Source organism: Nocardia fodinahabitans, assembly GCF_052983615.1.
The window spans coordinates 4,274,292-4,296,811 of record NZ_JBRJJC010000001.1; the positions used below are offsets into that span (position 1 = coordinate 4,274,292).

Sequence of the window (22,520 nt, forward strand, 5' to 3'; positions counted from 1 at the left end):
ACACCCGACCACGCGCCTCAGTCCGGCCAAGAATTCCGGGGAGACGGAACAGCTCTAGTGCCCGGAGCTGCGGACGCCCAGGAGGACGTCTTCCCAGGACGGCATCGGCGCCTTGCCGCGCTTGGCCCGTGCGGGCTTGGCGGCGGGCTTCTCCGGTGCCGGCTCCGGCGCGACGGGCTCCTTGTCCTGCTGCGCCACCGGCTGACTCGGCGGCGTCGCCGGGACGGCCGGGATCGGCGCCGTGGCCGGGGCGGCCGGAATCGCCGCCGCGCCACCACCGGCGGCGACCGCGCGCTGCTCGTAGTACTCGTCCAGTGTCGGCTGGGCGGGACGGGCCGTCGGACGTGCGGTCGGGGCGACCTGCTCACGCGGGCGCGGCTCGACCGGGATCGGCGGCTCCACGACCGGCGGTGCCTTCTCCACCGGGGTGGGCAGGATGGTGGCCAGGCCACGCAGCGCGCGCCCGAAATCGGGATCGATCAGGTCGTTGGCCGGGTCGTCGAGCGGGGAGACCGAGCCGCCGTGCGCGTCCGGCTGGTAGCGCCAGTGCGCGGCGATCTCGGAGTGTCCGTGCCGCCACTGCAATTGGGCGACCCAGAACCCCTTTTCGTCTTTCCAGGCGTCCCATTCGGCCTGTTCGATGGTGTGACCGCGTTCGGCGAAGGCCGCGGTGACGATCTCGTGCAGCGTTTCCAGCGCGGGACCGTCCGGGCGCACCGGATGCGCTTTCTGTGCCAGTTCGGCGGCGCGGGCACGCTCCAGCAACACCGGGTAGGCGAAACGTTCGACTTTGGTGGCCGGCATCCCGGACTCCGCCGTGACCTGCTCGACGGACGCTCCGGCTCGAATACGGGCCTGGATATCGCGAGGACGCATAGACGCTTCCGTTTCGATCTCGATCTGGCCGAATCGTGCGAGGTCGCCGCGCGCCGCCGCGCGGAGCTTGTCGTCGGCGGGCAACCGGAACTTGGTGCCGGACTCGGTGTCACTGCACACGATGTGCGTGGAGTCGGGCGTCACCCCGATCACTCGAAGTTCACGCACCGTTACCTCCCTATCGCGTCGGCTACGACACCGCCCACTTTCCTAGACAGTAGTGCACATTACTTGCCCGCGGCAGCAGACACGCACGACCGAAATCGCGCACCCGGGCCCCAGGTCCCGCTAATCTGATCGGCTCACCACACGAATCCTGGTCGTGTGCAGGGAGTTTGGTGATTGATCAACATCAAATACCGGCCCGCGGGGGTGTGCCGGAATGCAAATGTTGCGAACCCGTGGAGAACCAATGCAAAGGGCCGGTGCTCGATGAACCGGAAATGGTTCACCGGGCACCGGCCCTGATTGCGGTCTTATCTCAGAGCTGACCGACGACCCAGTCGATCGAGCGGGTCAGCTGCGAAACGTCGTCCGGATCGATCGCCGGGAACATGCCGACGCGGAGCTGGTTACGGCCCAGCTTCCGGTACGGCTCGGTGTCGACGATGCCGTTGGCCCGCAGGATCTTCGCGACCTGGGCGGCGTCGACCGCGTCGTCGAAGTCGATGGTGCCCACGACCTGCGAACGGTGCGCCGGCTCGGCGACGTACGGGGTGGCGAAGGAGCTCGACTCGGCCCACGAGTACAGGCGCGAGGACGAGTCCAGGGTGCGCTTGACGGTCCAGTCCAGGCCGCCGTTGGCGTTCATCCACTCGATCTGGTCGGCGAACAGCAGCAGGGTGGCCAGCGCCGGGGTGTTGTAGGTCTGGTCCTTGGTGGAGTTGTCGATCGCGATCGGCAGCGACAGGAACTCCGGGGTCCAGCGGCCCGAGGCCTTGATCTCCTCGACGCGGGCCAGCGCGGCCGGGCTCATGATCGCGATCCACAGGCCACCGTCGGCGGCGAAGCACTTCTGCGGGGCGAAGTAGTACACGTCGGAGTCGGCGATGTTCACCGGCAGACCACCCGCGCCGGAGGTGGCGTCGATGGCGATCAGGGCGTTCTCCGAGCCGACCGGACGCGACACCGGGATGGACACACCGGTCGAGGTCTCGTTGTGGGCCCAGCCGATGAGGTCGACCGAGGGGTCCGAGACGGGCTCGGGCGCGCTGCCCGGCTCCGACGACACGACGATCGGGTCACCGATGAACGGGTTGCCCTTGGCGACCGAGGCGAACTTCGAGGAGAACTCGCCGTTGGTCAGGTGCAGCGAGCGCTCGCGGATCAGGCCGAAGGCGGCGGCGTCCCAGAACGCGGTGGTGCCACCGTTGCCGAGCACCACTTCGTAGCCCTCGGGCAGGGAGAACAGCTCGCGCAGGCCGTTGCGCACCCGCGCCACGACGTCCTTGACCGGCTTCTGGCGATGCGAGGTGCCGAACACCGAGGCGCCGACAGTCACCAGGGACTGCAGCTGCTCCGGGCGGACCTTGGACGGGCCGCAGCCGAACCGTCCGTCGGCGGGCTTGAGGTCGGCGGGAATGGTCGGGAACGCACTGGTCATGGGGGCGAGTTTAGTGGTCCGCCGATGGTCGAACGCGCACGGGGGCGGGGTCGCGAAGCGGCTGTGAGGCGGCCCACTCGGGTGCGCGGTCGGCTGGACGCTCGCTCAGGAGATGGGGCCGGGGAAGTCGGTCGAGCCGAACGCGCGCGGGTCGCTCGGGCTGACCATCGCCCCGAGGCGACGGCATCTCGATCTCGTCCTCGCCGGGACGTCATCGGGCGCAGACGGCGCGGGCCGGGCGGGTGCGGGGAATTTGCCCCTGCCGGAAGGTAGTTCGCATTACTCTTCTGCTATGAGCCTCGCCGTGGCCGACTCGGGTCGGACCCTGCTCGACCGGTTTGCCTGGGCGTTCGGGCGGCGGCCGGGATTGCTGGCCGAGAGTTCCCGGCGGGAACTGCTGATCAGGGGGTTGCCCGCGACCGCCACCGTGCTGTCGGCGCGGTCCCGGCGGGGGGAGGGCGGCTACCGATTCTCGGTGCGGGTGCAGCTGCCCGGCGAGCTGGCCTACGACGCGCGGGTCCGGCAGCGGGTCCGTAGCCAGGACCTGGAATGGATGCAGCCCGGCGACGCCGTCGGCTGCCGGGTCGATCCGGGCGACCGCGAACGCGTGGTGCTGTTCGTCCCCGAGGTGCCCCAGTCGGGCCGCAGCGCGGCCGCCAAGATCCTGGCCAACGGCCGCCGCGCCGAGGCCACGGTCCTCGCCGTCGCCCCGGTCGCCGCCGACTACACCGGCCGCGACGACCCGGTCCTGCGCCTCGACCTGGAGCTGCGCGCCTGGGACGAGCCCACCCCGTGGCGGGTCCGCCTGATCCAGCCGGTCCCCCTGGCCGCGGTCGGTCTCATCGAGCTCGGCACCCGCCTCGACGCCGCCTTCTTCACCGTCGATCGCGGCGCGTCCGTCGCCATCGACTTCACCAGCCTGACCTGAATCGCCCGGGCCTACCGCGCCGGGCTGTGCCCCGCGCTCGGTCCACACCGAGTGCGTGTCGTCTCCCGATCGGCGCCGCGACTACAGGTGGACGAAGGTGAACCCGGACGCGCGCAGTGCCGGAATCGCGGCGGCCATGCCCGCCGCGGTGCCCGACTTCGGCCGGTGCATATGGGCGAGCACGATGCCGCCCGGTGCGGCCGCGCTCATGGCGCGCTGCACCTGGGCCGCCGACGCGGTGGCGCCGAAGTCGGCGTTGACCGTGAACCCCAGCGGGGTCTCGCCCAGCTCGTTGACGATGGCGACCGCGACATCGTCGTAGTGGGCGGTGCCCGCGCGGAAGAATCGCGGCGCCCGTCCGGTCAGCTCGAGCAGGCGTTCGTGATTGGCCCACACCTCGTGCACCGCTTCGTCCGCTGACGCGGTGCCCGCGATGTTGTAGGCCGCCCGCCCGGTCATCGAGAGCGGTTTGTGCGCGACACCGTGGCTGGCCAGCTCGAACAGCGGGTTCGCGGCCAGCCGCTGCACCCTGCCTGGATCGGCGTCGATCCAGCGTTTGTTGAGAAACAGCGTCGCCGGAATCCGTTCGGCGACCAGCACGTCGATCAGCGCCTGGTCGATGTCGCTGTTGCCCGGTCCGCCGCAGGCGTCGAAGGTGAGCGCCAGCTGCTTGCCCGCAGCCGGGAAACCGCTGGTGATGCCCGGCAGATCGACACCCCACGCGTGTGGCCGCGCGCCCGCGTGCCGGGCGGCGACGGCGGCGGGGGAGACCGCGGGCGGCGCGAGCACAGTCGAGATCGGTCGCGCGGACACCGGCGCGGCGCTGGACGGACTGCCGGCAATCGGCGCCGCACCGGACGAACCGCCTGCCACCTCGGGCGCGGCCGAATCACCCTGCGCGGCAGCACAGCCGTTCGGCAAGCACACTCGCCGCCAACGCGGCCCCCGCGCCGAAAAGCCCACGCCGGGAGAAACCCTCGTTCCGCACAGCCCACCCTTGTCGTTCAGGTCGGCTGAACATTACCGCCGCCGAGCACATCCACCGTGCCGAACAGGCCGTCTACCTGCCACGTTCCGCGAGCCGATCATGTCGGCGCCGGGTTGCGCGTCGAAGAACAGCCGGTAGATCCGAAACGACCGGGCGTCGGCGGCCGGGGTGGCCGTCGACGCCCGGTCGGGCGATGCGGGGTGGGTCAGCCGGCGATGGTGGACCAGCTAAGCGACCTCTTCGGGGGTGCGGGGGCCGGGGCCGGTGTAGATGGCGGCCGGGCGGACGAGCTTGCCGAGCTGCTTCTGCTCCAGGATGTGCGCGCACCAGCCGGCGGTCCGGCCGCAGGTGAACATGGCGGGCATCATGTGCGCGGGGACCTCGGCGAAGTCGAGGATGACCGCGGCCCAGAACTCGACATTGGTCTCGATGGCGCGGTCGGGGCGGCGCTCGCGGAGTTCGGCGAGGGCGGCCTGTTCCAGTGCGGCGGCGACCTCGAAGCGCGGGGCGCCGAGGCGCTCGGCGGTGGCGCGCAGCACGCGGGCGCGCGGGTCCTCGGCACGGTAGACGCGGTGACCGAAGCCCATCAGCTTCTCTTTGCGGTCCAGGATGCCCTTGACCAGCGCGCGGGCGTCGCCGCTCTGCTCGACGGCCTCGATCATCGGGAGCACGCGGGCGGGCGCGCCACCGTGCAGCGGGCCGGACATGGCGCCGATCGCGCCCGACAGCGACGCCGCCACGTCGGCGCCGGTGGAGGCGATGACGCGGGCGGTGAAGGTGGAGGCGTTCATGCCGTGCTCGGCCGCCGACACCCAGTAGGCGTCGATCGCCTCGGTGTGGCGCGGGTCCGGGTCGCCCTTCCAACGGGTCATGAATCGCTCGGTGACCGTGGTGCACTCGTCGATCTTGCGCTGCGGAACGGCGGGCTGATAGATGCCGCGGGCGGACTGCGCCACGTAGGACAGCGCCATCACCGAGGCGCGGGCCAGGTTCTCGCGGGCGGTCTCGTCGTCGATGTCGAGCAGCGGCTCGTAGCCCCAGATCGGGGCGAGCATGGCCAGGCCGGCCTGCACGTCGACGCGCACGTCGCCGGTGTGCACCGGCAGCGGGAACGGTTCGGCGGGCGGGAGGCCGCGGCCGAACTGGCCGTCGACCAGCAGAGCCCACACGTCACCGAAGGTGACTCGATTGGCGACCAGATCCTCGATGTCGACGCCGCGATAACGGAGCGCGCCACCATCCTTGTCCGGCTCGGCGATGTCGGTGGTGAAGGCCACCACGCCTTCCAATCCGCTGACGAAATCCTGTGGTACCGAGCTGGTAGTCATGGTGACTCTCCTTGCAGGGGCATGCCGATCTTTCTGAACCATAGCCCTGGGGATACCGGGTAGTAACGTCGCCCCTGACCAGACCTGGACCCTGTCCCGGCCCGCGCCCCGGCGTACCGTCTGTCCTCATGGTTGACCACGAACCCGCTACCGCGGCCGACCTCGCCGCCATGCGCGTCGACTACGGCGACCCGCTGTCGGTACCGGAGGAAACCGATCTCGACGAGACCTGGGTGGCCGGCGGCTGGGAACCGTTGCTGCGCCGCTGGATCGAGCAGGCGCGCGGTCTCGGCATCGCCGAACCCAACGCGATGGTGCTGGCCACGGTGTCGCTGACCGGCCCGGCTCCGCGCCCGGTCACGCGCACCGTCCTGTGCAAGGGACTCTCGCCCGAGGGCGTCTCCTTCTACTCGAACTACGAATCGGCCAAGGGCAATCAGCTCGCCGCCGACCCGTACGCCGCGGCGACCTTCGTCTGGCCCGCGCTGGCCCGGCAGGTCCACCTGCGCGGGATCGCCGAGCGGGTGCCGGCCGAGGTGACCGAGGCCTACTGGCACAGCCGCCCGCGCGACTCGCGGCTGGGCGCGTGGGCCTCCCAGCAGTCGCGCCCCGCCGCCTCGCGCGCCGAGGTGGATCGGTCGCTGGCCGAGACCACGGCTCGCTTCGCCGACGTCGACGACATCCCGGTCCCGCCGTTCTGGGGCGGGTATCTGCTGCGGCCCGACGAGGTGGAGTTCTGGCAGGGCAGGCGGGGCCGGCTGCACAACCGGATCGTCATGCGGATCGGGGAAGCAGGCACAACCGTGGAACGTTTGCAGCCCTAACGAGCGGTGGGCAATGTCACCGAGCGCATCCGTTCTCCCATCGCTCGGCACTGGCTAACCTGCGGCGAGTGAAGCTGCTCGCCGACACCGAACCGCTGCGTCATCCCGATTACCGCAGGCTCTGGACCACCAACATCGTCACCGTCATCGGTGCGCAGCTCTCGGTGGTCGCGGTTCCGCAGCAGATCTTCCAGATCACCGGCAGCTCCGGGTACGTCGGCCTGGCCGGACTGTTCGGTCTGATCCCGCTGATCGTGTTCGGGCTGTGGGGCGGCGCGCTGGCCGACGTCATGGACCGGCGCACGTTGCTGATCATCACCACGGCGGGCACCGGGGTGACGGCGGTGGCGTTCTGGGCGCAGGCCGCGCTCGGGATGAACAACGTGTGGCTGGTGCTCGGCCTGTTCGCCGCCCAGCAGGCGTTCTTCGCGGTCAATCAGCCCACCCGTGGCGCGGCCATCGCCCGGCTGCTGCCGCCGGAGCAGATCGCCGCGGCCAGCTCGCTGAGCATGACGGTGCAGAACGTCGGCATGATCGCGGGCCCGGTGCTGGCAGGCCTGCTCATCCCGGTGCTCGGCTTGCCGACGCTGTACCTGATCGACGCGATCGCCCTGCTCGCGACGGTGTGGGCGGTGTGGAAACTACCCGCCTTCCCGCCGACCGGCGATCAGCGCCGGGCCGGGCTGCGCGCGGTTGTCGACGGTTTCCGCTACCTGACCGGGCAGCGCATCCTGCTCGCCTCGTTCGTCGTCGACATCATCGCGATGGTGTTCGGCATGCCGCGCGCGCTGTTCCCGCAGATCGCGCACGAGACCTTCCACGACCCGGTCGAGGGCGGTGTCGCGCTCGGCCTGCTGTTCGCGGCCATCTCGGCGGGCGCGGTGCTGGGTGGGGTGTTCTCCGGCTGGGTGCCGCGCATCCGCAGACAGGGCCTGGCGGTGATCGTCTGCATCGTGATCTGGGGTGTGGCGATGATCGGGTTCGGACTGGCGGTGGGGCTGGCCGGGCACCTGTTCGGGCTGGGGGTGTGGCTGTGGATCGCGGTGGCCTTCCTGGCCCTGGGCGGCGCGGTCGACATGATCTCGGCGGCGCTGCGCACGGCGATGTTGCTCAACGTCTCCACCGACGAGATGCGTGGCCGGCTGCAGGGCGTGTTCATCGTGGTTGTCGCAGGTGGGCCGCGGATCGGTGATGTTGCCCACGGTTTCGCCGCGGCGAGCCTGGGTACCGCTGTAGCTGCCGCGGGTGGCGGTGTTCTGGTCGTCATCGGGGTGGTGCTCGCCGCACTGGCCTTCCCCGCCTTCGTCCGCTACCGGGTGACCCGCGCGCACTCCGATTCGCTGGTCGATTGAGTTGTGCGAGAAGGGAATACATGGTCATCGCCGATCCGTGTGACCGGGTCGCCGCCGCCGTGCGCGGCACCGGTCCGCGACGTCGGCGAACTGGGATCGGCGCAGGTCGGCAGGTATGCGCCGACCTCACCGCCGATCGGCTCCGGTGTGAGAACGGCGCAGGACAACCCTGATTGCTCGTCTCGACCGAACAACAGCTAGCGTTAGCGCAAGTGCACCGCGTGCCGACCGCATCGGTGCCTACGGTTCTAGCCTGAGAGGGATCCTTCCGTGCCCGCTGAGAACATCACCAACGTCGCCGATGACGCCAAGGCGGTACTGCAGTACCCCGGTGGCGAGTTCCCGATTTCGGTCACCAAGGCCGCAGAGGGCAACGACGGACTCGACTTGGGCAAGCTGCTGGCCAGCACCGGTTACGTCACCTACGACCCCGGTTTCATGAACACCGCGTCGACCAAGTCGGCCATCACCTACATCGACGGTGAAGCGGGCATCCTGCGTTACCGCGGCTACCCGATCGACCAGCTGGCGGGCCGCTCGACCTTCATCGAGGTCAGCTACCTGCTCATCTACGGCGAGCTGCCGACCCAGGCCCAGCTCGACGACTTCACCGATCGCATCCGCCGCCACACCCTGCTGCACGAGGACCTGAAGCGGTTCTTCGACGGCTTCCCGCGCAACGCGCACCCGATGCCGGTGCTGTCGTCCGCGGTGAACGCGCTGTCGGCGTACTACCAGGACTCGCTGGACCCGCGCGACCCCGAGCAGGTCGAGCTGTCCACCATCCGCCTGCTGGCCAAGCTGCCCACCATCGCGGCCTACTCGTACAAGAAGTCGGTCGGCCAGCCGTTCCTCTACCCGGACAACTCGCTGTCGCTGGTGGAGAACTTCCTGCGGATGACCTTCGGCTTCCCGGCCGAGCCCTACGAGGTCGACCCCGAGATCGCCGCCGCGCTCGACATGCTGCTGATCCTGCACGCCGACCACGAGCAGAACTGCTCCACCTCGACCGTGCGCCTCGTCGGCTCCTCGGACGCCAACCTGTTCACCTCGGTGTCCGGTGGCATCAACGCGCTGTGGGGCCCGCTGCACGGCGGCGCCAACCAGGCCGTGCTCGAGATGCTCGACGAGATCAAGGCCAACGGCGGTGACGTCAAGGAGTTCATCCGCAAGGTCAAGAACAAGGAAGACGGCGTGAAGCTCATGGGCTTCGGGCACCGCGTCTACCGCAACTACGACCCGCGCGCCACCCTGGTCAAGCAGGCCGCCGACAAGATCCTGTCGAAGATCGGTGGCGACGACCAGCTGCTCGACATCGCCAAGCAGCTCGAAGAGGCCGCCCTCACCGACGACTACTTCGTCTCGCGTCGCCTGTACCCGAACGTCGACTTCTACACCGGCGTCATCTACCGGGCCATGGGCTTCCCGACCCGCATGTTCACCGTGCTCTTCGCCATGGGCCGCCTGCCCGGCTGGATCGCCCACTGGCGCGAGATGCACTCCGAGCCGCTCAAGATCGGCCGTCCGCGCCAGATCTACACCGGCTACGGTGAGCGTGACTACCGCGACATCGCTGGCCGTTAGTCCGAACTGAAACTATCGAAGGGGATAGCCGAATGACCAAGCCGGAGATCGAATTCCAGGAGGGCCCCGCGCCCACCGAGCTCGTGATCAAGGACCTCGTCGAGGGCGAAGGCAAGGAAGCGGTGCCCGGTGGCACCGTCGAGGTGCACTACGTCGGCGTCGAGTTCACCAGCGGCGAGCAGTTCGACTCTTCGTGGGACCGTGGCGAGTCCATCACCTTCCCGCTGCGCGGCCTGATCCAGGGCTGGCAGGAAGGTATCCCCGGCATGAAGGTCGGCGGCCGCCGCCAGCTGACCATCCCGCCGGAGCTCGCCTACGGCCCCGCCGGCGCGGGCCACCACCTCTCCGGCAAGACCCTGGTCTTCGTGATCGACCTGCTCAACGCGAACTGACCAGCTGAACAACACACTGTGGCCGGGTTCCATCGGAACCCGGCCACAGTCGTCTCGATAGACCGCCGTCAGCGGGTGAGGTCGGCCATCGGGATTTCGCCGATGTCGACGATGGGGGCGCGATGTCCGGCGCTACTCCCGGACGACCTCGACCGGGTCGGTGAGGGCCAGGGCGAGAGCGGAGTTCTGGGTGGCGCTGCGGGTGGGGAGGGCTTCGATGGCCTTGCCGGTCTGGGTGTTCAGGTTGCCGACGATGTTCTGGAGGGCGCCGACGCCGGTGGTCATCTGTTCGATCGCGGAGGTGATCTGGGTGCCGCCCTGTTCGGCGAGGGCGGGCAGGCCCTTGGCGAGTTCGGCGCCCTGGGTGAGCTGGGTGCGGGCGCTGTCGAGGCGGGTGACGACGGTGCGCAACAGGGTGCCGAGGTCGGTGTTCGGGTCGACGGCGGCGCCGGTCAGATCGGCAAGGCCGGTCAGCTGGGCGCCCGCCTGACTCGAGATGCCGCGCAGGGCTTCGAGTTTGGTGATGATGTCGGCCAGCTGGGGGTCGGTGGCGAACGGCAGGGCGCGCAGCAGCGGCAGGATCTGGTCCAGGCCGGTGCTCAGCGCGGTGGCGCTGCGCTCCACCCCGGCGATGGTGACGCCGGTCGCGCCGAGCGCATCGGCGAGCTGGCTCGCCTGCTCGGTCGCGCCGTCGACCGTCTGATTGAGCAGCTCGATGGCCGAGGTGAGTTCTCCCGCACCCTGTTTCGCGAAGTCGAGGAAGCCGAGCATCTCGGTGGCGCCGCCGCTGAATTGGGCGGCGCCGTCGGCGGCCGCGTTGACGCCCGCGTTCAGCAGCTGGGCGGTGAACTGCACCGAGGTCATCTGATTGCGGGCCTGCGAGACCGCGGCGAGCGCGGCGTCGACCCCGGAGGCGCCGATCCGGTGGGTCACCGCGGCCACGGCGCCGTTCACGACGTTCTCGTCCGCGTCGTCGTCGGCGCTGACGGTGACCTTGGCGCGCTTGGGTTCCGGCGTGGCCAGCGTCGCCATCGACGCGGTGAGATCGGCGGGCAGGGTGATCACCGCGGCATAGTCGGCGGCGTCGACCTCGCCGGGCTTCGCGACCGTCCACTCGTAGCCGCCCGCGTCCTGGACGGCCTTGGCGACGCGCTCCCCGGTCGGCCCGGTGTCGGCGTTGACGAGCGCGAACCCCGTCGGCGCGTCGGAGGTCCCGGCGCACGCGGCGATACCACCACCCGCCAGTGCGACAGCGGCGACGAGACAGACCATCCTGGTGCGTTTTCCGATCACGCCGCCGACGGTATCGAGGGAGTTCGCGCCGGGTCGTGGGAGATGTCTGAGAGTTCGGTGAGGATGGCCCGGCGGTGATAGCTGCCGGTGTGCCGGAACCTGCTCTCGCGCGGGCGATTCCCGCTCAGCGAGACGCCAAACCGCGCCGCTGTATGTCCTGCGTCACAGTTCCTTCCATTGTTTCGCTCGGAACGATACAAATCTCGAGTCAATCGAGATCGAGATTTCATCGATTCGTCCGGGGGGTTCGGGGATTCGCCGGGGGCATCGGGAGGGAGACATCGAACATGTTCCACCGCACCATCACCCGGGCGAGCCGTCGCGCATTCGTCGCCGCGCTGCCGCTGGCCGTCGCCACCTCGCTGGTCACCGCGGGTGTCGCGGCCGCTGACGTCGACACCGAGCGTCAGGCGCAGATCGCCACCGGCCTGGCCAGCGCCGGTGCCGCCGACGGCGTCGACTTCCGCACCACCGTCTCGCCGGACCTGCGCACCATCTCCGCGAGCGTCGACAACGGCCGCTTCGTGATCACCCCCGACGCCGTCACCGTGGTCTCGGCCGCCGGTGTCACCGTCGGCGAGGTCCCGCTGAAGCTCAACACCGTCGACGGCAATGCCATCGCGATCGCCTCGGTGGTCTCCGCGGACGGCAAGAGCGTGTCGATGGCGCCGCAGCTGTCCACCGACACCAGCACCGAGCTGAAGGACATCGCCACCAACCCCGAGGCCGGCAACCACGACCCGGTCCAGAACGGTGCGGCCGCGGGCGCCACCATCGGCGCGCTGGCCGCGGCGATCATGTGCGTCCCCGCGCTGGCCGCGTTCATCATCGGCTACGTCTTCTGCGCCATCCCGTCGGTGATCTCCACCGCGCTGACCGGTGCCGTGATCGGTGCCGTCATCGGCCTGGTGATCCCGGAGTCGGTGCCGCAGGTGCTGCCCTGATCCCTCGGGCGGCGCAGCGATAGCTTCGCAGTAGCCCCGTTGTCGCGCATCGTCGCGACGGCGGGGCTTTCGCGTGTCTAGGGCGTGTCCCGGATCGGCAGCTCGATGACCAGCCGGGCGCCACCGAGCGGGCTGTCCTCGAAATAGGCGCGCCCGCCGTGCAACTGGGCCTGCTGGGCCACCAGCGCCAGGCCGAGGCCGGAGCCGCCCTTGCTGGCATTGGTCCCGCGGGCGAAGCGGGCGAAGACGGCGTCGCGCTCGGCGAGCGGCACGCCGGTGCCGTTGTCGTCGACGGCGATGACGATGCGATCGCCGGACGCGCGATGCGCCGAGACGACGGCGTAGGTGGCGCCACCGTGCTTGACCGAGTTGGTCAGCGCGTTGTCGATCGCGAGGCGCAGACCGGCCGGCAGGCCGCGGGTGACGAGTTCGGCGTCGGTGTCGATCCGGACCGCCAGACCGGGGTTGTGGCGCATGGCGTCGTGGGCGGCCTGATCGCACAGGTCGGCCACATCGGTGGGGATGTGGTCGGCCTCGGCGGTGAGGTCGCCGCGGGCCAGGCGTTCCAGCGCGGTGAGCGTGGTCTCGATCCTGGTCTCGTTGCGGGCGAGGTCGTCGAGGATCTCGCGGCGCTGTTGGTCGGTGAGGTCGAGGGTGCGCAGGACCTCGAGGTCGGTGCGGATCGCGGTCAGCGGGGTGCGCAGCTCGTGCGCGGAGACGGCGGCGAAATCGCGGGCGGTCTCCAGCGCGGCGGCGGTCTCGGCCTGCGCCTCGTCGACGCGGGCCAGCATGGTGTTCACCGCGTCGGCCAGCTTGACCGCCTCGTCGACGCCGGAACCGTCGACCGGCTGGGCGGCGTTGTCCGGGTCGCCGAAGGAGCTGCGCGCGGAGACCTGCCTGGTCAGCTTGACGATCGGCCCGACGGCACGCCCGGCGAGCAGCCAGCCCAGCGCCGCGGCCGCCGCCACCGCGATCGCGGCGCCCGCGAGCACCCAGCGCTGCTGGTCGGCGGTGGCCTTGGCGGCCTCGGTGGTCGGGATGGCGAGGGAGACGGTGCGACCAGCGGGCTGGTTCTCGGTGGTGGTGAGCACCCGGTACGGCTGGTCGTTGACCTCGACGGTCTGCGAGCCCGGCGCCAGATCGGGCAGCTGAGTCGAGCTGGACGCGGTGACCTGGCCGTTGTCGCGCACGGTGAGTGCCATGGTGGTCTGCAGGCCGGTCAGGTTGACGAAGCCGGTGGCCAGCACCGGCTCGATCAGCACGATCCGCGAGGCGATCTCGAGCTGCTGGTCGGTCTGGGTCACATTGTTGCGTTCGATCGCCTGGAAACCCACGAATGCGGCGATCGAGACGATGATGACGGCCCCCGCCGCGGCCGCGCCCGCGACCCGAGTTCGGAGCGAAAACGATTGTCTCCGACGGTGTTTCGGCGGGGCCTCGATCATTTCGGTTCCCGGAGCACGAACCCTACGCCGCGAATCGTGTGCAAAATCCTTGGCGTGTCATCTATTTCGAGCTTGCGTCGCAAGTATCCGACGAACACATCGACGACATTCGTATCGGCTATGAAATCGTAACCCCACACCAATTCCAGCAGCCGTTCTCGCGTCAACACCACACCCGCATTCCTGGCCAGCGTCGACAACAATTCGAATTCCCGTTTGGTGAGCTCGATTTCCTTGCCGTGCAGCAGCGCGCGGTATCCGGCGACGTCGATCTGCAGCGGGCCGACGGTGATCGCGCCGGGCGCGACCGGCTCCGGGGTATCGGTGCGGCGGCGCAGCAGGGCCCGGATCCGGGCCACCAGCTCGGCCAGCTCGAACGGTTTCACCAGGTAGTCGTCGGCGCCCGACTCCAGGCCCGCGATCCGGTCGTCGACCGAGGCGCGGGCGCTGAGCACGCAGATCGGTACGTCGTTGCCCATCGCGCGCAAGGCCGTCACCACGCCCGCGCCGTCGAGCACCGGCATGTTCATGTCGAGTACCACCGCGTCCGGCGCGTGCTCGGAGACGGCGCGCAGGGCGGCGGCCCCGTCGCGCGCGACCAGCACCTGGAACCCGGACAACCGCAGGCCGCGTTCGACCGAGGCGAGGACGTCCTCGTCGTCGTCGACGACCAGGACAGTGGCGGCAGCACGATCGGTCACGCCGCAATCCTAGGGGCGGCGGGCAGCACCGGCGCCGATGGTCAGGCCGTCGGGGCCACCGGGTCGCCGTCGAGGTCGGGGGTCGGCGTGTCCTGCGCGGGCGGGGGCGGATTGCCCAGCGGGGGATTGGCCAGAATGCGGTCGGCCAGCGCGGTGAGCACGGCCGGGTCCTCGATGGTGGCCGGGGTCTCCACGTTTTCCCCGGCGGTGAGCTGGCGGATCGTCTTGCGCAGGATCTTGCCCGACCGGGTCTTGGGCAGGCCCGAGACGATGATCGCGCTGTGCAGGGTCGCGATGGCGCCGATCTGCGCGCGGACCCGCTCGGCGAGCTCGATGCGCAGCTGCTCCGGATCGACCTCGACGCCCTGCTTGAGCACCACATACGCCAGCGGCAGCGCGCCCTTGAGCTCGTCGGGGACACCGATCACGGCGCATTCGGCGATCGCCTCGTGCCCGGCGATGGCGGCCTCGATGCTGCCCGCCGAGAGGCGGTGCCCGGCCATGTTGATCACGTCGTCGCTGCGGCCGAGGACGTAGAGGTAGCCGTCCTCGTCGAAGTAGCCGGAATCGCCGGTCAGGTAGTGGCCGGGGAAGGCCGACAGGTAGGAGCGGATGAACCGGTCGCGGTCGCGCCACAGGCCGGTCAGCGCGCCGGGCGGCAGCGGCAGCCCGATGACGATGTTGCCCTCGACGCCGGTCGGCACCGGATTGCCGTTCGCGTCGAGCACCCGCAGCCGGTAGCCGGGCACCGGCACACACGACGAACCGGGCTTGACCGGAAGTTCCTGCAGGCCGAGCGGGTCGGCGCTGATCGGCCAGCCGGTCTCGGTCTGCCACCAGTGATCGACCACGGGGGTGTCGGGATGGTCGGCCAGCAGTGTGTCCGAGGCCCATTCGAAGGTGGCCGGGTCCAGCCGCTCACCCGCGCAGAACAGCGCGCGCAGCCGGGACAGGTCGTGGCGGTGGGCGGCGGCGGCCTCGGGATCGGCGCGCCGGATCGCGCGCAACGCGGTCGGCGCGGTGAACAGCACCCGCACGTCGTGCTCGTCGATGATCCGCCAGAAGACGCCCGCGTCGGGGGTGCCGACCGGTTTGCCCTCGTAGAGCACGGTCGTCGCGCCGACCAGCAGCGGCGCGTAGACGATGTAGGAGTGGCCGACGACCCAGCCCACATCGGAGGCCGCCCAGAACACCTGACCTGGGCCGACGTCGTAGATATTGCGCATCGACCAGGCCAGCGCGACCGCGTGCCCGCCGTTGTCGCGGACCACGCCCTTGGGCTTCCCGGTGGTTCCGGAGGTGTAGAGGATGTAGAGCGGATCGGTCGCGGCGACCGAGACCGGCTCGGCCGGTGTCACGTCGGCGACGGTGGCCGCCCAGTCGACCCAGCGGGCCGCGACGGTCTGCTCCGAGGACGGCAGTACATCGGTGGCGGGCAGCGCCGCCGGGAACTCGATGGTCGGGAACTCGGGTCGTTGCTTGACGATCACCGTGCGCACCGACGCCGTCTGCGCCAGGTCGAGGGCCTGCAGCACGATCGGCGGGTACTCGATGCGGCGGTGGGGTTCCATCCCGCCCGAGGCGGTGACCACCAGGACCGGTTCGGCGTCGTCGATGCGGGCGGCCAGCTCGGGCGCGGCGAACCCGCCGAACACCACCGAGTGCACCGCGCCGATGCGGGCGCAGGCCAGCATCGCGATCACGGCCTCGGGGATCATCGGCAGGTAGATCACCACCCGGTCACCGGCGACGACGCCGAGATCACGCATGGCTCCGGCGAATCGGGCGACCTCGTCGAGCAGCTCGGCGTAGGTGTAGACGGTGGTGGTGTCCGTCATAGCGGAGACATATATGAGGGCGGCCTGATCGGCGTGCCCGCCCTCGGCGACGGTGCCCGCCCGCACGTGCCGGTCCAGCGCGTTGACGCAGGTGTTGAGCCGGGCGTCGGGGAACCAGCGGGCCGCGCGCTTGTCGGCGGCGTCGACGATCTGCTGCGGCGCCACGTCCCACTCGATGGCCTGAGCTGCGGCGGACCAGAAGTCGGCTGGGTCGACCAGACTGGTCTGATAGACCGGTCGGTACTCGTGTTCCACGTCCAAGCCCGTGACTCCCTAGCCTCGCTTCGATGCCCGCTCGATAGATCCTGATGATTGTGGCAGACTTCACGCGACACCCGAGGGGGTGCCGCGACCTTTGGTTTTGCCTGGAACGGGCAGGTCATCGCGCGGACCTCTACCGGGAGTCAGCCAAGAAGTTATTGATCCGTTAGAATCTGTTGTCACTTATTCGGGCAGTCGTAGACGCAATTTCTCGGCCAGCCGCAGTTCTCGGCCAGTCAACTCTGGCGAGCCACCATCGTGCCTGTGGAGGCTCGCTGATGGCGCAAGGTTCGAGGCCAGTTTGGAAAGTGAGTGGGAGATGCGTGACGCCGCTAGGTCCGGCAGCAAGCGCTGGGCGCTCGGCAACTGGGACCTGCGTTGGAAGGTTACGGCCGTGCTGGCCGTGCCGCTCGCGGTCGCGGTCGGGCTCGGCGTGTCGAGAATTACCTCGGAGTTCTCGGAGGCCAACCGGCTGTCGAGCATCAATGAGCAGATCGACACGATTCCTTCGGTCACTTCGCTGAGTGCGAGCACCGCGAAGGTGGCGGGTAGCCAGTTGGTGCCCGCGGGCCCCGGGGTCACGATGGTCACCGACAAGGACCTCACCGAACTCGACGCCGCCATCGCGGCGGCTGAGGGCTCGCTCGGCAGGTTGACCGATCTGCCGAAGGCGCACGCCGCGCTCGAGCGGATGATCGCGCAGGCCAAGACGGTGCGCGGGCAGGGCAAGGCGATGACGACCTCGGCCGAGCCCGCGCTGGCCTCGGTCGAGCAGATGCGTAAGGAAAGCGTCGACATCGTCGAGACGACCGTCGCGCAGGTGAGCGACCCGGTCATGGACACGGCGAAGCTGCGCCTGGTCGACTCGCTCAACACCCGCTCGCTCCTCGTCGACGAGCTCGCCGGCCTCTCCGAGATCCTGCGCGGTCTGCCGACCGGCTCGCAGAACTTCCTCACCGGCGTCAGCACCGAGAACCACCTGCTCGAAGTCCTCGCCAACCGCTTCCCGGCCGGTGACCGGGTCATCGCCGACCTGAAGGCGCAGGCCGACAACCGCAAGAACCTGATCAGCGGTCCCGAAGTGCAGGCGGGCAAGCTGCCCGTCAGCGACCTGCGTACTTCGCTGTACACCAGCCTCGTCGGCTATGAGGGCGTGGTCAACGAGGCCACCAAGGCGATCGAGTCCGCGATGGACGAGCTGGCCGGCGCCGCGGCGACCGGCGCGTGGACCTACACCGGCGTCGTCATCGCGACGATCCTCGCCGCGCTCTTGCTCGCCGTGTTCGTCGCCCGCTCGATGATCGTGCCGCTGCACCGCCTGCGCCTGGCCGCGCTGCGCGTCGCCGAGTCCGATCTGCCGCACGAGGTCGCCCAGCTCCGTAACGGCGCCGCCCCCGAGGACGTGCCGCTCGAACCGATGCCAGTGCGCTCGGACGAGGAAATCGGCCAGCTGGCCCGCGCCGTCGACGACATCCACGGTCAGGCGCTGCGCCTGGCCAGTGATCAGGCGCAGATGCGTTCGCAGGTCAACGACATGTTCGAGACCCTGGCCCGGCGCTCCAAGTCGCTCGTCGACCATCAGCTGACCCTCATCGAGGCGATGGAGTACGACGAGAAGGACCCGCGCCTGCTCGAGAACCTCTTCCGGCTCGACCACCTCGCGGCGCGCATGCGCCGTAACGGTGACAACCTGCTCATCCTCGCCGGCACCAAGCAGCGCCGGACCAAGTCGGCCCCGGTCGAGATCGCCGACGTGCTGCGTGCCGCGATCTCCGAGGTCGAGGACTACGAGCGGGTCAAGCTCGGCGCCACTCCGCGTGGCTCGCTGGTCGAACCGGCCGCCTCCGATATGGCGCACCTGTTCGCCGAGCTGCTCGACAACGCGCTGCGGGCCTCCCCGCCGGAGACCGACGTCAAGTTCACTTTCGCCCAGGCCCACGACCAGGGTCTGCTGGTCGAGGTCGCCGACCGCGGCATCGGTATGCCGCCGCAGGAGATGTCGGAGATCAACCGCAGGCTCGAGCAGACCGCCGAGCCCGGCCCCGACACCGCCCGCCACATGGGTCTGTTCGTGGTCGGCCGGCTCGCCGAGCGGCACGGTCTGACCGTGCGCCTGCGTCCGACCTTCGACACCGCGCGCGATCCGGGCGTCACCGTCACCGTGCATGTGCCGGTCGGCCTGATCGTCGCCGGCGCCGGTGGCCCGGTGGTGGTGCCGCAGCAGCCGCAACAGCAGCCGGCGCCGCAGCAGCAGCGCCCGAACCCGCAGAACCAGCCGAGCACGATGCAGACCCGCGCGATCACCCGTACCCCGGGTGGCAACGTGATGGTCACCGTCGATCCTGGAGTCAGCAGCGGGCCGATCCCGGCCGGTCAGGGTGGGCTGCCACAGCGTCAGCCCGGTAACTCCATGGCCCAGGGGCTGCAGCAGGACGCCGCCGAGCAGTCCTCGCCGACCCTGCGTCCGGCCGCGCCCGGCCAGGGCAATGTGCCGCAGCGCGGCAAGCTGGCCGCGGCCAACCTGCCCAAGCGCAACCTCGCGGCCGGTGGACCGGGTGGACCGCAGCGTCCGCAGGGCGCGCCGTCCGCGCCGGGCCAGCCGGGCGATCCCAAGCCCGCCGGTGCGCCGCAGTCGCTGGCCGGTGGCCTGCCGCAGCGTTCGCCGGGTGCCAACGGCGCGCCGGGCCGCGATCAGGCCCAGCCGCCGCGGGACACCGCGCCGCCCAAGCGCGACACCACCGCGGGTGGTCTACCGCAGCGTTCGCCGGGCGCCAACGGCGCGCCGCCGCGTGATCCATCGGCCGGTCTGCCGCAGCGTCCCGCCAACGGCCTGCCCCAGCGGGACCAGACCGGCGGCCTACCCCAGCGTGATCCGTCCAGCGGTCTCCCGCAGCGGGAGCAGACCGGTGGTCTGCCGCAGCGTGACCCGTCGACCGGGCTGCCGCAACGCGACCCCGCGGGCAACGGTGCGCCGCAGCGTGATTCCGGTCCGGTGTCGCGTGATCCGTCGGCCGGTCTGCCGCAGCGTCCCGCCAACGGCCTGCCCCAGCGGGACCAGACCGGCGGACTCCCGCAGCGTGATCCGGCTCCGCGTCTGCCGCACCGCGAGCAGACCGGTGGTCTGCCGCAGCGTGACCCGTCCACTGGTCTCCCGCAGCGGGACCAGACCGGTGGTCTGCCGCAGCGCGATCCGTCCAACGGCCTGCCCCAGCGTGAGCAGACCGGTGGTCTGCCGCAGCGTGACCCGTCCACTGGTCTCCCGCAGCGGGACCAGACCGGTGGTCTGCCGCAGCGCGATCCGTCCAACGGCCTGCCCCAGCGGGAACAGACCGGCGGCCTGCCGCAGCGTGACCCGTCCACCGGCCTGCCGCAGCGCGGCGCACAGCCGGGCGGTCTCCCGCAGCGTGACCCGGCCGGTCAGCAGCCGCGTCCGGCCAACGGCCTGCCCCAGCGTGGTCCGGCGGGCGCCCCTGCGCCGCAGCGGGATTCCGGCGAGAACGGGCTCCCGCAGCGGGCTCCCGCGGCCGGTCTGCCCCAGCGAGAGGCGCCCAACGGCCTGCCGCAGCGTCCGGCTGCGCCGAATGCGCTGCCTCAGCGCGATCCCGGCGCTACTGTGGTACCGCAGGCGAACGCTGGGCCAGGAGTGGCTCTGCCGCAACGGGATCGGGATCCTGCGGGACCGGAGAACGCTGCGTCGGCAGGGCGCGATCCGGGTCGGCACAGTTTCCGGTCGAATCCGGCCAAGGCTGCGTCGTTCTTCCAGACCAGGTTGCAGCCGGCACCGGAAGGTGATTCCGTCATGGGCGGAACGCCGATCTTCGCGGAGATGATGTCGGCGTGGCTCACGGATGAGAATTCCGACCGGTCCCAGGTGGCCGCCGCCTTCGAATCACCGGGTGACGAAGGATGGCAGGCCGCACGCCGGGCCAGCGAGGCTCAGCCCGAGGTCCGTACCGCTGCTGGCTTGCCTCAGCGCAACCCGGGCGGCAGGCTCGTGCCTGGCGGTGTGACCGGTAAGGCCGACACCACCCCGCACCGTGATCCCGAAACGATCAGGTCCAGCTTGAGTCGTCACCAGCAGGGCGTCCGGGATGGCCGCGCAATGAAGGCAATGAACCTAACCGGAGATAAAGGAGACCGATGAACCCCGATCTAGGTGGTACGAACCGTCAGCTGGATTGGCTGGTTTCGAACTTCGCCAACGAGGTTCCTGGCGTAGCCCATGCCGTCCTGGTCTCGGCTGACGGCCTGCTGATGGCCGCGAGCGCCCAGCTGCCGGTGGACCGTGCGGAGCAGCTCTCCGCCGTCACCGCCGGACTGGCAAGCCTTTCCGTCGGCGTGTCCAATCTGTTCGAAGGCGGTACGGTACTGCAGTCCGTCGTCGAGATGGAGCACGGTTACCTACTGCTCATGGCAGTCGGCGACGGCTCGTATCTCGCGGTCCTGACCAACACCTCGTGTGATATCGGTCAGGTGGGCTACGAAATGGCTCTGTTGGTCGAGCGTGTGGGCCAGACCGTCCAGGCCACGCCACGCGTCACGATGGGTTCCTGATGGTGGGATGGACATAGACGATCACCGCATGGGGAGCGCCGAGCCCAGCCTCGTCCGCCCGTACTCCTTGACTGCCGGCCGCACCAGGCCGGCGGTCGAGCTGGCGTTGGAGGCTCTCGTTGCATCGCATCCGGTCGCCATGGAGCGGCAGTTCGAACTGAACAACCTCGAAACGTCCATCGTGGAGTTGTGCAGGCAATCGCCGTCCGTTGCCGAGATAGCTGCCCAATTGGGTATCCCGATCGGTGTAGCGCGGGTACTCGTGGCCGACCTCATCGAGGCCGGTCATGTCCGGGTCTCGGCGACTTTGAAAGACGATTCCAGCGACGATGAACGTCGCGAGCTGATCGAAAGGGTTCTCAGTGGACTCCGGCGTATTTGATTCGACGGCGCAGGTCGACACCCGCACGAGCAAGCCGACTTCGGCGAAGATCGTTGTCGCCGGTGGCTTCGGTGTCGGTAAGACCACGTTGGTCGGTGCGGTGTCGGAGATCGTTCCGCTGCGCACCGAGGCGTTGGTCACCAACGCCAGCACCGGAATCGACAACCTGACCGGCATTCCGATGAAGTCGACCACCACGGTGGCGATGGACTTCGGCCGGATCAGCCTCGCCGACGACTTGGTCCTGTATCTGTTCGGCACGCCCGGCCAGTACCGGTTCTGGTTCATGTGGGACGACCTCATCCGCGGCGCCATCGGCGCCGTGGTGCTGGTCGACACCCGCAGGCTGGAAGACAGCTTCGCCGCTGTCGACTACTTCGAGGCTCGCGGTCTACCTTTCCTGGTGGCGCTCAACGAGTTCGACGACGCACCGAAGTACCCGCTCGAGGACATCCGCCAGGCCCTGGCCGTCCCCGCCGACGTGCCGATCATGTCGATCGACGCCCGCCGCCGGGAACCCGCCAAGCAGGCCCTGGTCTCCTTGACCGAGTACGCCCTGCGCAAGGTCATGCAGGGCTACTGAGCCGGACACGGGGCTGCCGCGATGAAGGCGGCAGCCCCGCTTCGTCTCTCAGTGTTCTGCTGCTCTGATCCGATCCGCCAGCCCGCACAGCGGATCGATCAGCTGCTCGGCAGCACTCGGTAGTCGCTCATAACCGAAAGCCCCGACGAACCGCGCCGCGTACTCGGTACCCAGGCGACGGTCGAGCGTGAGTAGCGCGTGCACCGCCGGCGTCCGGCTGATGCGGCGCGCCCCGCACAGGTCCTGGTCCAGGTATTCGACGAGGACCTCGGCGTCGACGGCCGCACCGAAGCGCGCGAGCGCGAAACAGTATCCCCAGCCCGCGTGAACGACTTCGTCGGCGAGCAGCAGCTCGGCCAGTTGCTCCCGAAACCGGGTCCGCCGGTCCAGGGCGATAAGCCAGGCCGCGGTAAGTCGCGGCCGCCAGTCCAGTTCCAGCAGCGTGTGCAGTTCGGCGTCGGTGATCTGCTGTGCGTCACGCGCGAGGCCGACTTCGAACTCGTCCCGGTTCGGCATCTCGTGCACCGGGTGCATACCGAGGAGCTTCCGGTAGCGCCCCGGAAAGCTGTCGGTGACGACCCACCGCTGCACCAATGCCTGGTCGGCGGGAGTCGTCGGCATGCGGAAACTCATGGGAGGTATTC

19 protein-coding genes are annotated in these 22,520 nt (G+C 69.7%); 10 read left to right on the forward strand and 9 right to left on the reverse strand.

The window, feature by feature from the left end; genetic code table 11:
- Positions 1–54: 54 nt before the first annotated feature.
- Together sepH and serC are read right to left on the reverse strand one after the other, a co-directional pair.
- Positions 55–1,044: a septation protein SepH gene (gene sepH, locus NV348_RS19975; RefSeq protein WP_447148262.1), complete on the reverse strand. Its 990-nt coding sequence runs from the start codon at positions 1,042–1,044 to the stop codon at positions 55–57.
- A 313-nt stretch (positions 1,045–1,357) separates the two neighbouring features.
- Positions 1,358–2,479, reverse strand: a complete 1,122-nt coding sequence (gene serC / locus NV348_RS19980) for a phosphoserine transaminase (RefSeq protein WP_447148263.1) — start codon at positions 2,477–2,479, stop codon at positions 1,358–1,360.
- Positions 2,480–2,771: 292 nt separating this feature from the next.
- Between serC and NV348_RS19985 the strand changes: the two genes are divergently transcribed.
- On the forward strand, positions 2,772–3,407 hold the full coding sequence (locus NV348_RS19985) for a hypothetical protein (RefSeq protein ID WP_447148264.1): 636 nt from the start codon (positions 2,772–2,774) through the stop codon (positions 3,405–3,407).
- Between the two features lie 81 nt (positions 3,408–3,488).
- Here NV348_RS19985 and NV348_RS19990 read toward each other — a convergent pair whose 3' ends face one another.
- Together NV348_RS19990 and NV348_RS19995 are read right to left on the reverse strand one after the other, a co-directional pair.
- Complete coding sequence (locus NV348_RS19990) at positions 3,489–4,220, reverse strand: polysaccharide deacetylase family protein (protein ID WP_447148265.1); 732 nt, start codon at positions 4,218–4,220, stop codon at positions 3,489–3,491.
- Positions 4,221–4,622: 402 nt separating this feature from the next.
- Positions 4,623–5,723: a citrate synthase 2 gene (locus tag NV348_RS19995; protein WP_447148266.1), complete on the reverse strand. Its 1,101-nt coding sequence runs from the start codon at positions 5,721–5,723 to the stop codon at positions 4,623–4,625.
- A gap of 128 nt (positions 5,724–5,851) precedes the next feature.
- Between NV348_RS19995 and pdxH the strand changes: the two genes are divergently transcribed.
- The 4 genes from pdxH to NV348_RS20015 all read left to right on the forward strand — a co-directional run bounded on the left by pdxH (position 5,852) and on the right by NV348_RS20015 (position 9,875).
- Positions 5,852–6,547 carry a pyridoxamine 5'-phosphate oxidase gene (gene pdxH, locus NV348_RS20000; RefSeq protein WP_447148267.1) on the forward strand — a complete coding sequence of 232 codons (696 nt, stop codon included), beginning with the start codon at positions 5,852–5,854 and terminating at the stop codon, positions 6,545–6,547.
- A 68-nt stretch (positions 6,548–6,615) separates the two neighbouring features.
- Positions 6,616–7,899 (forward strand): MFS transporter, encoded by a 1,284-nt coding sequence (locus NV348_RS20005; protein WP_447148268.1) that lies wholly within the window; start codon positions 6,616–6,618, stop codon positions 7,897–7,899.
- Positions 7,900–8,169: 270 nt separating this feature from the next.
- Entirely contained in the window at positions 8,170–9,483 is a 1,314-nt protein-coding gene (locus NV348_RS20010; protein WP_218716908.1) for a citrate synthase, read from the forward strand.
- Positions 9,484–9,515: 32 nt separating this feature from the next.
- Positions 9,516–9,875, forward strand: coding sequence for an FKBP-type peptidyl-prolyl cis-trans isomerase (locus NV348_RS20015; RefSeq protein ID WP_447148269.1), 360 nt, complete (start codon positions 9,516–9,518; stop codon positions 9,873–9,875).
- Between the two features lie 132 nt (positions 9,876–10,007).
- On the opposite strand, the gene NV348_RS20020 is transcribed toward NV348_RS20015, so the two are convergent.
- Positions 10,008–11,168 carry a YhgE/Pip domain-containing protein gene (locus tag NV348_RS20020; RefSeq protein ID WP_447148270.1) on the reverse strand — a complete coding sequence of 387 codons (1,161 nt, stop codon included), beginning with the start codon at positions 11,166–11,168 and terminating at the stop codon, positions 10,008–10,010.
- A gap of 287 nt (positions 11,169–11,455) precedes the next feature.
- Here NV348_RS20020 and NV348_RS20025 point away from each other — a divergent pair, with 287 nt between their 5' ends.
- Positions 11,456–12,112 (forward strand): DUF8020 domain-containing protein, encoded by a 657-nt coding sequence (locus NV348_RS20025; RefSeq protein ID WP_447148271.1) that lies wholly within the window; start codon positions 11,456–11,458, stop codon positions 12,110–12,112.
- Positions 12,113–12,189: 77 nt separating this feature from the next.
- Here NV348_RS20025 and NV348_RS20030 read toward each other — a convergent pair whose 3' ends face one another.
- Genes NV348_RS20030 through NV348_RS20040 form a run of 3 tightly spaced genes read right to left on the reverse strand, consistent with a single transcriptional unit; the run spans position 12,190 to position 16,357 of the window.
- Positions 12,190–13,557 carry a sensor histidine kinase gene (locus NV348_RS20030; protein ID WP_447148272.1) on the reverse strand — a complete coding sequence of 456 codons (1,368 nt, stop codon included), beginning with the start codon at positions 13,555–13,557 and terminating at the stop codon, positions 12,190–12,192.
- Entirely contained in the window at positions 13,554–14,258 is a 705-nt protein-coding gene (locus tag NV348_RS20035; RefSeq protein WP_447148273.1) for a response regulator transcription factor, read from the reverse strand. Before NV348_RS20035 ends, NV348_RS20030 begins: the two co-directional genes overlap by 4 nt.
- A 41-nt stretch (positions 14,259–14,299) precedes the next feature.
- Positions 14,300–16,357, reverse strand: a complete 2,058-nt coding sequence (locus NV348_RS20040; RefSeq protein WP_447148274.1) for an AMP-binding protein — start codon at positions 16,355–16,357, stop codon at positions 14,300–14,302.
- A 319-nt stretch (positions 16,358–16,676) separates the two neighbouring features.
- On the opposite strand from NV348_RS20040, the gene NV348_RS20045 reads away from it, so the two are divergent.
- From NV348_RS20045 to NV348_RS20060, 4 genes are read left to right on the forward strand one after another with little or no spacing between them, the layout of a single operon-like run.
- Positions 16,677–20,501 (forward strand): sensor histidine kinase, encoded by a 3,825-nt coding sequence (locus NV348_RS20045; RefSeq protein ID WP_447148275.1) that lies wholly within the window; start codon positions 16,677–16,679, stop codon positions 20,499–20,501.
- A complete protein-coding gene (locus tag NV348_RS20050; protein WP_011207200.1) occupies positions 20,498–20,911 on the forward strand; it encodes a roadblock/LC7 domain-containing protein in 414 nt (137 codons plus the stop codon). The genes NV348_RS20045 and NV348_RS20050 overlap by 4 nt, the downstream gene beginning before the upstream one ends.
- 7 nt (positions 20,912–20,918) lie before the next feature.
- The gene (locus tag NV348_RS20055) at positions 20,919–21,293 is read left to right on the forward strand and encodes a DUF742 domain-containing protein (protein WP_019044950.1); all 375 of its coding nucleotides are present in this window, start codon (positions 20,919–20,921) and stop codon (positions 21,291–21,293) included.
- On the forward strand, positions 21,274–21,876 hold the full coding sequence (locus NV348_RS20060) for a GTP-binding protein (RefSeq protein WP_019044951.1): 603 nt from the start codon (positions 21,274–21,276) through the stop codon (positions 21,874–21,876). The genes NV348_RS20055 and NV348_RS20060 overlap by 20 nt, the downstream gene beginning before the upstream one ends.
- Before the next feature lie 48 nt (positions 21,877–21,924).
- Here the strand turns inward: NV348_RS20060 and NV348_RS20065 are convergent, their stop codons facing one another.
- Positions 21,925–22,509: a DUF6000 family protein gene (locus NV348_RS20065; protein WP_447148276.1), complete on the reverse strand. Its 585-nt coding sequence runs from the start codon at positions 22,507–22,509 to the stop codon at positions 21,925–21,927.
- Positions 22,510–22,520: the final 11 nt, after the last annotated feature.